At 47.4% G+C, this 13343-nt stretch carries 14 protein-coding genes and 1 pseudogene; 3 read left to right on the top strand and 12 right to left on the bottom strand.

Annotation, left to right across the window (positions count from 1 at the left end):
- Window positions 1-8: 8 nt before the first annotated feature.
- The 9 genes from B9Y93_RS09195 to B9Y93_RS09235 all read right to left on the bottom strand — a co-directional run bounded on the left by B9Y93_RS09195 (window position 9) and on the right by B9Y93_RS09235 (window position 9266).
- Window positions 9-617 (bottom strand): stalk domain-containing protein, encoded by a 609-nt coding sequence (locus tag B9Y93_RS09195; protein ID WP_085494130.1) that lies wholly within the window; start codon window positions 615-617, stop codon window positions 9-11.
- Window positions 618-993: 376 nt separating this feature from the next.
- Window positions 994-1851 carry a polysaccharide deacetylase family protein gene (locus B9Y93_RS09200; protein ID WP_085494131.1) on the bottom strand — a complete coding sequence of 286 codons (858 nt, stop codon included), beginning with the start codon at window positions 1849-1851 and terminating at the stop codon, window positions 994-996.
- 152 nt (window positions 1852-2003) lie between these two features.
- Window positions 2004-3788, bottom strand: a complete 1785-nt coding sequence (locus tag B9Y93_RS09205; protein ID WP_085494132.1) for a sensor histidine kinase — start codon at window positions 3786-3788, stop codon at window positions 2004-2006.
- On the bottom strand, window positions 3785-4462 hold the full coding sequence (locus tag B9Y93_RS09210) for a response regulator transcription factor (protein WP_085494133.1): 678 nt from the start codon (window positions 4460-4462) through the stop codon (window positions 3785-3787). The genes B9Y93_RS09205 and B9Y93_RS09210 overlap by 4 nt, the downstream gene beginning before the upstream one ends.
- Before the next feature lie 277 nt (window positions 4463-4739).
- Complete coding sequence (locus B9Y93_RS09215) at window positions 4740-5480, bottom strand: ABC transporter permease (RefSeq protein WP_085494134.1); 741 nt, start codon at window positions 5478-5480, stop codon at window positions 4740-4742.
- Window position 5481: 1 nt separating this feature from the next.
- Window positions 5482-6198, bottom strand: a complete 717-nt coding sequence (locus B9Y93_RS09220) for an ABC transporter permease (RefSeq protein WP_085494135.1) — start codon at window positions 6196-6198, stop codon at window positions 5482-5484.
- Window positions 6195-7115, bottom strand: coding sequence for an ABC transporter ATP-binding protein (locus B9Y93_RS09225; protein ID WP_370738967.1), 921 nt, complete (start codon window positions 7113-7115; stop codon window positions 6195-6197). The genes B9Y93_RS09220 and B9Y93_RS09225 overlap by 4 nt, the downstream gene beginning before the upstream one ends.
- Window positions 7116-7197: 82 nt before the next feature.
- Window positions 7198-8595, bottom strand: coding sequence for a HAMP domain-containing sensor histidine kinase (locus B9Y93_RS09230; protein ID WP_085494136.1), 1398 nt, complete (start codon window positions 8593-8595; stop codon window positions 7198-7200).
- The gene (locus tag B9Y93_RS09235; protein ID WP_085494137.1) at window positions 8592-9266 is read right to left on the bottom strand and encodes a response regulator transcription factor; all 675 of its coding nucleotides are present in this window, start codon (window positions 9264-9266) and stop codon (window positions 8592-8594) included. Before B9Y93_RS09235 ends, B9Y93_RS09230 begins: the two co-directional genes overlap by 4 nt.
- A gap of 133 nt (window positions 9267-9399) precedes the next feature.
- On the opposite strand from B9Y93_RS09235, the pseudogene B9Y93_RS24845 reads away from it, so the two are divergent.
- Both B9Y93_RS24845 and B9Y93_RS09245 read left to right on the top strand, forming a co-directional pair.
- Window positions 9400-9570: pseudogene (locus B9Y93_RS24845) on the top strand (Type 1 glutamine amidotransferase-like domain-containing protein); the annotation flags it as partial.
- A 186-nt stretch (window positions 9571-9756) separates the two neighbouring features.
- Window positions 9757-10254: an SRPBCC family protein gene (locus B9Y93_RS09245; protein ID WP_085494139.1), complete on the top strand. Its 498-nt coding sequence runs from the start codon at window positions 9757-9759 to the stop codon at window positions 10252-10254.
- Between the two features lie 77 nt (window positions 10255-10331).
- Here B9Y93_RS09245 and B9Y93_RS09250 read toward each other — a convergent pair whose 3' ends face one another.
- From B9Y93_RS09250 to B9Y93_RS09260, 3 genes are all read right to left on the bottom strand, one after another.
- Window positions 10332-11051 (bottom strand): J domain-containing protein, encoded by a 720-nt coding sequence (locus tag B9Y93_RS09250; RefSeq protein ID WP_085494140.1) that lies wholly within the window; start codon window positions 11049-11051, stop codon window positions 10332-10334.
- On the bottom strand, window positions 11038-11712 hold the full coding sequence (locus B9Y93_RS09255) for a helix-turn-helix transcriptional regulator (RefSeq protein ID WP_085494141.1): 675 nt from the start codon (window positions 11710-11712) through the stop codon (window positions 11038-11040). The genes B9Y93_RS09250 and B9Y93_RS09255 overlap by 14 nt, the downstream gene beginning before the upstream one ends.
- A 175-nt stretch (window positions 11713-11887) precedes the next feature.
- Window positions 11888-12502 carry a superoxide dismutase gene (locus B9Y93_RS09260; RefSeq protein WP_085494142.1) on the bottom strand — a complete coding sequence of 205 codons (615 nt, stop codon included), beginning with the start codon at window positions 12500-12502 and terminating at the stop codon, window positions 11888-11890.
- Window positions 12503-12820: 318 nt separating this feature from the next.
- Here B9Y93_RS09260 and B9Y93_RS09265 point away from each other — a divergent pair, with 318 nt between their 5' ends.
- On the top strand, window positions 12821-13336 hold the full coding sequence (locus tag B9Y93_RS09265; RefSeq protein WP_085494143.1) for a hypothetical protein: 516 nt from the start codon (window positions 12821-12823) through the stop codon (window positions 13334-13336).
- Window positions 13337-13343 lie beyond the last annotated feature (7 nt).

Raw genomic sequence — 13343 nt, forward strand, 5'->3', positions numbered from 1 at the left:
ATGACTTGTTAGCCTCTCTTGTATAAATGTATCACACTGCGATCATTGTTCTTCACAATCTCAAGCTTGGCATTCAAGGCTTCTGCCACTTGTCGAACAGGTACATACAGCGTATGGTCTATCACGAGCGGACCCTCATACTGATCAGGCAAGACGCTGCAGTTGTCGGTCTCCGGCTTGCATGTTCTCGCAGGGCGGTAAATAGCACGATCATCTGGGCTAGGCTCTGCTGCCATACGCTGTATAATGGAGTACCCCCGTCTTTGATTGCCCCAGACTGCAACTTCCTTGCTCGCGCCTGTAATCTCAACATGGTGAAACATCTCTAACTCATCCAACTTGGAATATGACAGCTTGTATCCAAAGGCATTCGCAACGGCTCGAAGAGGAAGGTACACGCTTCCCTTATGGATATATATTTGTGCCGTGACGACCTTGTCCTCTATTTGAACGCTGAACTTGTCTGAATTAGTAATCTTTGCCGTTGTCAGCTCGCTGTAGCTTGCTTCTGCTTGAGAGCTTTCTAGCACAGGCTGCTTCACAATAAGAAATAAGCAGCAAGTCAATAGGATCGCTGACAACACTTTTCTCCATGCCCATCTTGTTATCCAATTCATTCCTCCAATCCTTCTTTCCATTAGTTGTTCTTCAATTGTCTCTTTTATAGTTAGACGCATAATCAAAATATTTGTTTCAGCATTTTCCAATTGAGATGAATCTTGTATAAGGAAGCGCTGGTTCATAACAATAAGCTATGCTTGGATAACATCTCTTGTATGCTGCTCGAACTATCGCACGATCGTGCTAAGCGTCTACATTTCCTCGATACATATCATTAATCACAAAAAAACGACCTTATTTTCATGAACTCAAAATAAGATCGTTTATTATTAGACCGCGCCTTCATACTTTATATCAGGGCTCCGTAACGCTTATGAATATGCAAGGACAATAAAAGCTCGCCATATCAACGAACGGTTCTCTACGTTCCCATTACAAGCGATGATCCTGCAGAAAATTCAGCTGAAAGTGTTTGGTATCATCGTACACACCAAAGCTGTATCCTTCTTGTTGATAAAAGGCAATGATCTCCGGGAGAGCTTGCAGGGTTTGTTGCGTCTCATGCATGAGCACGACTTCCAGATCATTCTTCGTTGCGATTTTAATATTCTCGACAATCTGCTCTGGGCGATCCTTCAGATCCCAATCATTCGAGTCAATCGTCCAATCCCAAATGTTGATTCCAGCTTCCACGATTTGATCGCGAAGCTGCGTATCTTCCAATCCTGGCGAAGAGCCGAAAGGCGGGCGCACTAAACGCGGATTTTCGCCTGTAAGGTCATGGATAATCGACAAGGTTTCACTCATCTCAGGAATGAATTGCCTCTCTTCGTATAGCTTGTTATATTGATGTGTCATGCTATGACCACCGACATAATGCCCTTCACGAACCGCACGCTTTACATCGCTTTGCCAGCTTGGGCTTTCCAGATTGGTTCCTAGCATAAAAAATGTGGCCTTGATGTCATGCTGCTCCAAAACGTCTAGAAACTTCCCCGTCAATTCGCTTGGACCGTCATCGAATGTTAAATAAACGATTTTTCTTTGAGCCTGTGTATCGCTGTTATTTGCCGCCTCTAGTTGGTTCTGCCCCTGTTGCTTCGCTGGCGCTGCTGATTGATGGTTCTGCCCAGGTTCCTTCACTGTCATCTTCTCCAGCAAGCTTGGAAAATAGAACAGACAAAAGGCGAGTAGAACAACGCCGCCGAGACCAACGATAATTGTGCCGCGCTTCTTTATTCTCCCCCTTCCTTCCTTCGTATTTTGTACAAGGCTTTTTCGTGTTCCCATTTTTCATCCCCTCCTGCATAAACAGAATATTGGAGAGAGATAAAGTTAATATGCAGATGAAATAAAGATTGCATGTTACATGAACAAAAACAGGGATTCAGTCGCATCATGTTGAGAATTGAAAAAAGCACAGAACCAAATTTCTGCGCTTTCTACTGTCTTTTATGCAAATGAAAATAGAATAATACACCCTCAGGCGTATTTGCCACGCCATATGACACGCAGTGCAGCTCCAAAATTTTTTTGGATATCGCAAGACCGAGTCCGGTTCCACCGGAAGCCCGTTGGCGGGAAGGTTCCCCGCGATAGAAGCGGTCCCATATCTTCTCCAGCTGTTCGTCAGAAATATAGACTCCTTTATTTTCGATGCAGACTTGCACCGTGTCCTCCTCATCCAGCATCGATACGACAATAGACTGTCGTTCCGGCGTATAGCAAATCGCATTCATGAGAAAGTTGACGATTACCTGTTCAATTCGACGCTGATTGGCTACCACTTCAACTGATTGAAGATGAATATGTATCTGCAATTGCTTGCTCGCGAGAACAGATGTGAACTTCCCGCTTACTCGCTCTAGGACATCAGCGATATCAAAGAATTCCATCTCCATCTTGTACGTACCAGACTCATATTTTGCAAGCTCCAGCATATCCACGATCAACAGATCCATTCGCTTCACTTCATCTTCCATTGCCGTAAAATAATAATCTCGCTTATGGCTAGCAACTCCGTCCTTCAGAATGGACAAACAACTTTGAATTACGCTCAGCGGCGTCTTCAATTCATGCGACACGCCCGATATGAATTCCTTACGTGTTTGCTCAAGCTGCTTTTCCTGCTCAATGTCTTCCTCTAGCCGAGTGATATGGGAATGCAACCTCGCAGACAGCACATTAATATTACGAGACAGATTGCCGATCTCGTCCTTGGTTGTAACCGGAATGCTCTCGGAAAAATCCAGATTGGCCATTCTTTGTGTCGTTTCGTTCATGCGAAGCAGCGGCTGAACAATCCGGCGGGAGAAATATAACGAGGCCAACAAGACCAGCAGCAGCGTAGCAATGATGATATATACATAATAGTCCTGCATCATCTCCGCGGCTTCGTTCACAGGCTGCAGCGACGTCATCGCGAATAGATAGGCGACTTTCCCGCTCTGATCATTGATGCGTTCCACGAAGATTTTATATTGTATATGGTTTTCTTCAAAATCGCTGATCGAACTCAGATTCGCTCCGTCGTCATCGTTACCGTATAATAGATTCGCCTGAAACGCTTTGATCTGGTCCAGAAATAGATGATTGGTATAACGTGACACTCTTACTCCATCCGGTATCCGAATAGCCGTAATCGTACCTTTTTCTAGTAACGAGGGGAAATTTCCATATTCCTTTTTCACCATTTGAAGGTTCTGGAGACGGTTGTCCTCCCTCAGATTGGAGATGCTTCGCCCGAGCCGCTGCACGACGGGCTGATTATCGATGATTAGTCCTTCCAAGGCAATCTGTCTTCCTTCTCCAATCCAGGGAACTAAAAACGGATTGCCGCTGCTGAAGTCCTCAACCTTCATAATCGTGTACAGCGGAACGGTAAGCGTGGTACCGCCCAAGCCAGAGCGGCCACCTGGACGATCGAGCAAGATCTCCATTTGAAAATCATCGGTATACTGCAGATTGCCCCTATCGTCCAGCGCTGCGATCCATGTGCCCTGTTTTTGATAAAAATCTTGCTCTAGTTTGATCATCGACTGGGCGTTCCCGGCCTGCTTCAAATAATCCTGCTCATAGACTTCAAGGGCAGTCTTTACACGAGCCACCTTTTGATGTATATACACTTGTTTAAAAAATAGAGATTGCCCCACAAAAACGAGCGCAAGGATAAACAGACATAATGCGGTTGTTAATAGAAATAGCTTGAACACAATGCTCTTATTCATGGCTGCTCCTCGAACTTGTAGCCCGAGCGAACGACCGTAACAATGCACTTGGCGTATTCCCCCAGCTTGAATCGCAAATTGCGGATATGACTGTTGATCGTGCGATCGTCCCCGATGAAATCGTAGCCCCATATTTTTGTAATCAAATGCTCTCTCGTGATGATGAGACCTTTGTTTTTGATCAGATACGCTAACATTTCAAATTCGGTATGCGTCAAGCTGCAGGCGCTTCCACCTACCGTCACGGATCGTGATGGAAGATGAACCGTAATGCCGCCGCCAGATAAGGCGTCATTCTTCGGATCACGGATATGCCGGCTTTCCAGCAGCCGCTTTGCCCGGGCAAGCAAGATAGGCGGGCTGTACGGCTTTGTAACATAGTCGTCCGCGCCAAGCTCGAACCCGAGCAGTGTATCGTCTTCATCCGCTCTAGCCGTCAACATGATAATCGGAACATTCGACACCTTACGAATACGCTTGCACACCGACCACCCGTCCAGCTCCGGCAGCATGATATCCAGAATAATCAAGTCTACTTCATGCTCATTAAATAGTGACAGGGCTTGCCTCCCTTCGCTTGCCTCCAATACCTCATATCCTTCATTTAGCAAATAATCCTTCATGATCTCCCGCAAAATATGCTCGTCTTCCACGATCAATATTGTTCTTGGCATATGATGACCTCTCATTTTCTAGAAACAGCGACCCTATTATCGGCAATAGTCATATTCTGGAAATTTATCAATATAACTAATCCTACCATGTTGACAAAATGCAGACAAACGATTCCATCACAAACTTTTTCGTATCAGGTGATTGCCAGCCTATCTAGAACTCTCGTTTACTTGTTTAATCGTTATCATAAAATGCTGCAAATGCAGGTCTCAATTAGAAATTTTAGTGATCTAAAAAAGCCTGCCCTTCGTAAAGGACAAGCTTTGCGTACTTCTCTTATACTTCTTTTCGCTGAAAATAGACGAACCCCGCCATGAAGAACAGAAGAAATCCACCTGCAATCACATACATAATCGTTTCAATCGGAAGGTTTAATGCCCCAAAATCAGCTTCCCCGCGAGGCAGCATTGCCAGCAGCGGCTGCGCCCAAGGGTAGAATGGACCATAGGTAGCTGAATTGACAATGAGCATATTGGGAATCGTGAAGACCACGTTGAGCGCCAGCGGTGCGGCAAAGCTGCTCCAGACAGTAGACACGCCTAACTGCAAGGCTGCCAGCGGCAGGCACGCAATAAATCCCCACAGAAGGCTCTTGCCAAGCATTAGCCAAGGTAATTGCCCGAAGCCAAAGCCATGGAACCCCCCCGCTAGCAGTACCGCGGCCATGAACAGCAGCTGCACAATCATGATCATCGTGCATACAACGGCAAACTTCGCCGTATAGAGAATGCCTCTTGACATCGGCAGCACGAGCAGCTGCTTCCAGCCCCCGCCCGCATGTTCGAAGCGGCATACCATCGCGCTAAAGATTCCTGTCAGCAGGGGAAGAAAAAGCAAAGCATGCAGCATCGTCATCGTCCCAAGCAGCTGCTGCCAGGCGATGACATCAGGCCCCTCTTGCTTCTCCACAATTCCAAGCAGCAAGGCGATGGCAGCACTCAACATCATTTGCGGCCATATTCTAGAACGGGACAGCTTAAGCCACTCAGCGGACCATACTCGGAAAAAGGTTCTCATTTCAATCCACGTCCCTTCTATTGAAATGAATAAGGCCAAGACCCACGATGCATGCACCGAGTATAGCGCCTCCAGCAATAACTTGAAGCGCGCCTGGGCCCGTATAAGCAAGCAGTGGCCATTTCAGCGGAATGGCATCATGCAGTTTATATGAAAATACGGACAGGACAGAGACTGTTAGTCCAATCGCTACAGGAAGACCCTGATTCTTGGTCGTAAGCGAAAGCCACAGCTGAAGCGCCAGCAGGGGGAGCGACGCGATAAACGGCGCGACTCCAATGCGAAGCACATCTGCAATCGGCATCTCAGACCGTTCAAGCTGAAGTACTAAGCCAAGGCCTGCTGTCCCAGCAGAGAGCAGCAGACAGGATACAAGCAAGATGATAACGGCAAGCGTGAACTTCGCGCTGTAGACGGCTGTTCGCGAAATGGGAAGCGCCAGCAGCTGCTTCCATGAGCTTAACTGATGCTCGACGTTGGCCATTAACGAACAGATAAGCGTACAGCCTAGGAAGAGTGCGATGGGCACAAAGCTCAATATATTTTGAAGCAGGCCGCCCCATGGATCTGCAGCATACTGCTTCATCAAATAGTCATAGCGAAGGCCAAAATTCAAGCCCTGCATCGCGACAAGCCCAAGCGGGCCTAGTGCGGCAAGAAACCAAATGCCTTTGCCTCGTATCTTCAGCCAGTCGCTGGACAGTGCACGCAGCATCATGATGCGCTTCCCTCCCCGACCATCTGCATGAAGATATCCTCCAGCGACTTGCGCTTTTCTTCAACGCGATAGATGTCGTGCTGCTGCTCCACCAGATGACGGACGAGCTTCGCAATCTGAGCATCCGTTAACGGGCCAAGCTCAAGCAGCTGCCCTTTAATTCGCCCATCTAAGCCCATGTCCAGCACTCGTCCCATCGCTTCCTCTGGCTCGGACACGGCCAGACGGAACCCGCTGGAGGCCTTGGACACGAGTTCCTCCATACGGCCCTGGAACACCAGCTCCCCTTCTCGAATAATGCCCACCTTCTCCGCCATCTGCTCCACCTCGCTGAGCAAATGACTGGATACCAATACCGTAATCCCGAACTGGCGAGGCATATTTTTGATCAGCTCACGGATCTCCTGAATGCCAGAAGGATCAAGCCCATTAGTCGGCTCATCTAGAATCAGCAGCTCCGGGTTGTTGAGCAGCGCTGCAGCAATGCCGAGCCGCTGCTTCATGCCAAGCGAATACCCTTTTACAGCTCGCTTAGCATCCTTCGTAAGCTGCACGATATCGAGCACCTCTGCGATGCGTGCTACTGGGCCACCTGTAATTCGGCGGATCGCTTCCAGATTCTCAACAGCACTCAAATGTCCATAATACGATGGATATTCGACTAAAGAGCCCGTCCGGCGCAAAATGTCCATCTTATTCTTCTTAAGCTCCTTGCCAAACAGCTCAATGGATCCCCGAGTCGGTTGGATTAAGCCCAGCAGCATCCGAATGGTTGTCGTCTTGCCTGCTCCGTTTGGTCCAAGGAAGCCGTAAATATCTCCTTTTTGAATCTCTAGATTCACATTTTTCACGGCTGCTTGTTTTTTATAGGTTTTCGTTAAATTTTTCGTTTGGATCACAAATGCGCTCACCTTCATCACCTCAGGACTTATCCTACCTGCCCAAGGTTAAATGAAGCTCAGCCTCAAGTTTAAATTTGCTTTAAAAAAATCATGCTGATCAGCTAGAACGAGTTAGCTTTACAGCCGTTCCAGACTCTGAACTCACAATCGTGCAATTAAGCCCCATTTCCTTTGTAAGCATCTCTACGACAGCAAGACCGATGCCCGTCCCCTTGCTGCTGGAGGCACGGGACAAGCCTGGACCACGGTCTGTGATTAAAAGGCATACTTCATGATCATGTTCCCGCGTCTCGGTATGGATGCCAATATAGCAGCCTGAGCGTGCGTGGCGAACGACATTTTGAAACAAATTATCGAGCACTCGTCTAAACCACAGCGCATCAATCTGCCATATCAGCGGCTCATTCTGCAAGTCGATATCCGCTTCTATACCCTCCTTCTCCCAGATCGGATACCAAGCAGCCGCGCTTTCCTTGACCAAGCGAAGCACATCGCACGCCTCCCGTTTCAGCTCCACTCTGCCGCTTGTCAGCAGGCTGTAGGAGAGTAGGTTATCGATAAGCTCGCTCAAATCGGTGATCTTCGTTTCAATTCGTGCAACTGAATCTTTGCCTTGCTGGCTAAGCGATTCTGCATCAAACGCATGAAGATGCCCGCGTATGACGGTAAGGGGGGTGCGCAGGTCATGAGATAGGTTCGCGATCAAGGACTTTCTCAATTCCTCTTCCTCCAGCTGGCGACGACGGCCTTGCTCCAGCTGAGCAACCATATCATTATAGCCCTGCTCCAACTGGCCGATTTCATCTGGCTTGGTCATCATTACAGATCGAGGGATGCCTGAATCGAGATCAGGTGAGATCATCGCTTCCTTTAATCGAATGAGACGCTTCCGAATCCTAGCAAAAAACAGCCAGGAGATCAGAATGAACAGCCCTGACATGATGAATACAAACACGGTGTAAACGGTCGTATCGCTTGCAAGGATCTGCTTGGGTCGGATATATGCTCTCGGAAGCTCCATCACCATGAAGCCTTTGCCCAGCTTCTCATCATCGCCAATATAGGCAACGACGGTAAACGGGTCGCTGTTATAAGCAGCCTTCATGAATTGGATGGAAGCGGCTGGCGTCCATTTCTTTGGAAGCTTCCCCTGCTCAGGCAGCATTAGCCTTGTCTGATCGGTATCATCCACCCAGAACATCGCCATTTCTGGATACTCCTGCTTTAGTGCCTGCAATCTCTTATCCACCTGCTCTGGCGGAGCGCTTGCTAATGACTTCGCTTCCTGATGCCACATCTGCTCAAGCACGGTGCCATTCGGATATTTGTCATTCAGACTAGGTGATGGCTGCCAGATGCCGTCATTAATGAACCAATATAAGATCGAGGCCATCGGGAAAATGATTGGCATAAACAGCATGGCGATTCCAATGATCAACAAATACTTGGATGTTAGACTATTGCGAAAGCGTCTGTTGGCAACATTTCTCTTCATGCTTTCACCCGATAGCCGAGTCCGCGCACGGTCTCGATGATTTCGGGCGAGGCGGGGTCGCGCTCAATTTTTTCACGCAAATAACGAATGTGGACCATCAACGTCTTATCGCCGTCCAGATAAGTCTCCCCCCACACAGACTCATAGATCTGCTCCTTAGTCATTACGCGTCCTTGATGCTGAAGCAGGTATTTAAAGATCTGAAATTGCTTGCCCGTCAGCATAATTTCTTCTTCCGTCTCATGGTTGACAATGCGGTTCTCTTGCTCATACACGGACAAATGCTTAATGGACAGCACCTCTTGTGCCGCTGTGCACGACCTTCTGAGCAGCACCTCAATTCTCGCAGCCAGCTCCTCTGGATGGAAGGGCTTCGTCAAATAGTCGTCTGCAAATTCCAAGCCCTGCAGCTTATCATCAATCGAGGTTCTTGCGGACAGCATTAGAATTGGAAGCTCGGGATAAGCCTTCTTCAACCGCTGGCCAACGGTAAACCCATCGAGCCCCGGAAGCATCACATCGAGAATCGCTAATTGGCTGGCTTCTGCTGTTTGAATGGCTTGGTCACCATGCTTCAGCCAATCCACCTCATAGCCTTTTTCCTTTAAGAAGGCACTAACCCATTCTCCAATTTCTTGTTCATCTTCTATGTATAAGAGCTTTGCACTCATGTGTATCCTCCTTCACTCCCGCCTGCGATGTTGATCCAATCGTAACACGCAGCGTATGATCAAGCTTTCATCTGCTCTCTCTATCATAAAGTCAATTGGGGCAGGAAGAAAGGATGGAGGCATAAATATTGCTATGGGTGGCGGCGGATTCTCCATGGAGCCCGACAATCCGCTGCTCGATCAATATGTATTGGAACAGGTCGGCTGTCCCACAGCTAACGTCTGCTTTATTCCTACATCAAGCGGGGATGTAGACAACTATATCGAACGAAATCAGGCTTTTCGTAAGCTTGATTGCATGCCGCGGCTTACTTTGTGGAACAATCGGATCAAGGGCTGAAGGAAGTTAGCCTTGCAACAACATATTTAGGCGCTAATCCCTCCGACATGCCCCAAAAATCATAAAGGTGAAGTTGAATAAAAAGCCATCTTTCTGATAAGATAAATGGCCATTCATTATGTAAATTTCGATGGGATTAGGAGGATGGACATGGAGCAGCCTTTAGCCAAGATTACAGCTCTCCCCCAAGGCTTTCAGGCAAGATTTGAACGCTATTACAATCAGCAGCCTGCTGAATTATGGGACATGCTGACCAACAACGAGAAGCTCTCCTTATGGTTTAATGAACTTAGCGTACAGGAGCTTAAGATTGGAGGTTCCATATTCTTTAACATGCAGGATGGTACGCATGAGAAGATGGAGATTCTCGACTGTATACCAGGTCAGGTACTTGAATATGCATGGGGGAGTGATTCAGTCAGGTTTGAGCTTGCAGAAGTGGCAGGGAGAAGCAAGCTGGTCCTCGTGGAGAAGCTGAATGAGTTAACGGCCCATACGCCGAAGGATCTTGCAGGCTGGCATGTCTGTCTTGATGCCATCAAATGCATTCTTGATCATCGTCAGCTTGAATCCAGGATGGGCATCTGGAAGGTCAAGTACGAGCAGTATGTTCAACTGCTTGAACCCTACTTGCCAGAACCGATGTAACGCATGAAAAGGGCCGTCTGCATTATGGAGAGATGCAGGCAGATGCGCAATTAACACATAAGACCTGTAGGTCCTCATTACTGCTGCGAGTAGGTATCATATGCTTTTTTGACAAGATCGAACAAGCAGGCGCTTCCTCCATGATCAGGATGGAGCTTCTTCAGCAAGCGCCTGCTTTGAGCTCGAATCTGCTCCGCTCCTGCATCTGGCTTCAATCCGATCAGGACTGGATAGGGGCAGCCTTGTAGACTGGCCAAGCGGTCGTACGAATCCGTGGAGCTGTCCCCATAATCACGATAATCCTTCTTATGATGCGCCCCAGCCTGATCTGCCAACGACTGAAGCTCCTTTTCTACGCCATGAAGAATCTGTTCCAGCAACTCATCTTCCTCAGGCCAGCCTCCCTCTAGAAATTCATATTCGAAGTTTAGAATGATCTCTTCATACAATGCCATGAGGTCGTTATACATAATGATGGCCGCTCTCGTCTTCTCCTCAAGCTTATAAATACGGAGCACATGATGGACAGCCCATTCAGGCATGTTCATGGAGAAGGCATGCAGGACTTTGCCCATCCATTTGTCCGGCACTAAGGTATCCTGCAGCCATTCCATATAACGGCGCTGCTGCTCTTGGTCAAGCCTGCTTCCAATCTGAACAGCCCATTGAAGCTTAATGCTTCCTTGTTTGAGTTGTTTCATCCAATATGGACTTAGGTTGGTTAATGCCGTCAGGAGATCGATGAAATAATCGTCCGTGACTATGAAGGATTTTGGATCCTTTTTACTGTGTTCCACCACGCACCGCCTCATCGCTTCTTTTTTCCCTAATCGAATAGCAGCATCTCGTTCCTCCCTGAGCCATGCATTCCTTACGCTCCACATGCGCATCCAGCAAAGAGGAGAACATCGCAAGCTCGCATCGGCATGCCTGCTGATAGCGAGAAGCCACCTGATAGATTGGGCAATGGCTCTCCTCTAACACGAAGATACCCTCATCTACTTTATCGAGCTTGACCATATACCCTGCTTCATTCTGAATGACTGCGAGCTGTTCAGCACGCTGCTCCAGCCCTTGCCCTGATATCCGCGAACGATATTGCCGCTCAAGCTTCTCTGCTCTTCGCAAGAACAAGGTATCCACTGCTGCATCACCAAAGCAAACATGGATCTCATCGATAAAATCTAGTGACAATGCATCGTATTGTGTGGGAAACAGCTGCTCTGCCAAAACGGTCAGGTAGTATACATATTTCGGTCTTCCTACATGCTGGCGCAATAGCGAGATTTGAATGTACCGATCCTTCTGCAGGGCTTGCACATGCCTCCGGATCGCCATACCCGTCAATCCTAAATGTTCAGCCATTTCCTGAATCGTCATGGAGCCATATCGCTTAAGCAGCAGCAGAATTTCCCGCTTCGTTGAGGTTTCACGAAGTGGAGCTGTAAGTATGTTCATCGCTGTCCCCCTCCTTTTCTAACCAGCTTCTATAGGCTTTGCTAGACTTCCGCAGCGGCAAGGTCCTATTTTCTATTTGGTTAACACGAATGTGTCATTTTTTCTGTTGAAGCCAAGGAGGCAGCGTGTGCCCCCGACTGCCTCAGTAATGCTATTCCTAATGCCTGCTCAACGATTACGGATGTGCTTCATTGTATAATCGATTAACCTCATCCCAATGGACAACATTCCACCATGAATTCACAAAGTCTGGTCTCTTGTTCTGAAATTGCAAATAATAAGCATGCTCCCAGACATCAACGACGAGGATCGGCGTCTTATTCTCCATTAAGGGCGTATCTTGGTTGGGTGTACTCATCACCCCCAATTTGTCCCCATTCACGACAAGCCATCCCCAGCCTGAACCGAATCTGCTCAGAGCTGCCTTCGTCAAGTCTTCCTTTAGCTGCTCGAAGCTGCCAAAATGCTTTTCAATGCCTGTGGCAATATCCCCATGAGGCTTACCTCCCCCATTAGGACTCATCACAGACCAATACAGGCTGTGCCCATAATGTCCTCCGCCATGATTCCGTACAGCCATTCGAATATCTTCAGGCAGATCCTCCAAATGACTGATCAACTCTTCAATCGTTGCATGCTGGAATTGAGGATAGCTTGTCAGCGCCTTATTCAAGTTGTCCACATATGCAGCATGATGCTTGCTGTGGTGAATCTCCATTGTTCTGGCATCTAAGTAAGGCTCAAGCTCATCGTATGCATAGGACAGCTTAGGCAAAGCAAATGAATTCATCTGGAAACACTCCTCTACCTGTATTCAACTTCACCTACAAGATTACACGATTGAAATTATTTTGTATAGATACAAATATTTTTACTTAGGTAAACATTTTGATGAAAAGCAGTCATTCCCTTTCTGATCTTCTGGGTCAAAATAAGCATCTATTTTACGAAAAAGGAGATCTTCGTATCGAACGAATATGGTTACTGCCTATCGTGTTCACACAATTAATCGTGCTCATACAAAAAAAATTCACAATTCGTTCACTTATGTAGAGGTTTACAGCATCGATATAATAACATGGTGTTTTGAAGAAAGGGGTTGTATGAAATGGCTTTACCTGTGCAAGCAGAAACAAGATTGCCTAGAAATGCAAAAGAGGGCGCGCTGTTTCTGTTGATTGTTTCCATCATTTCTGTGAATACCATTGCGCCGCTCATCGTAGGGCTGGAACGTGGCTTCAGTAGAGAGGTGTATCTCGAAACGTTGAAGATCATTCCTGTTATGTGGGTGATTGTTGTATTGTTGGTTACCTTGGTTGCAGGACCGCTCGTGGACAAAGTAATGCCAGCATTCGTGGGACAAAGCGATGGCTTTAATGCGAGAGTGCTCTTAAACATCGTATTGCATGTCACGGTCTTATCCATTCTGCTTACCATTATCGGGACTTGGGTGGGTACGAAAACGATAAGTCTGCTGCCGTTTCAGCGATTTTTCCATACCTGGCCAAGAAATTTTGGCATCGCCTTTTGGATAGAGCTGCTGATCGCACAGCCCATTGCAAGATTAGCAATGAAGTCGATGCATGCACGACAGGTTAGCAAATCCGAAAGAACAAGCTTATAACTCGTAG

The sequence above is a fragment of the Paenibacillus aquistagni genome (assembly GCF_900177815.1).
Lineage (GTDB): Bacteria > Bacillota > Bacilli > Paenibacillales > Paenibacillaceae > Paenibacillus_B > Paenibacillus_B aquistagni.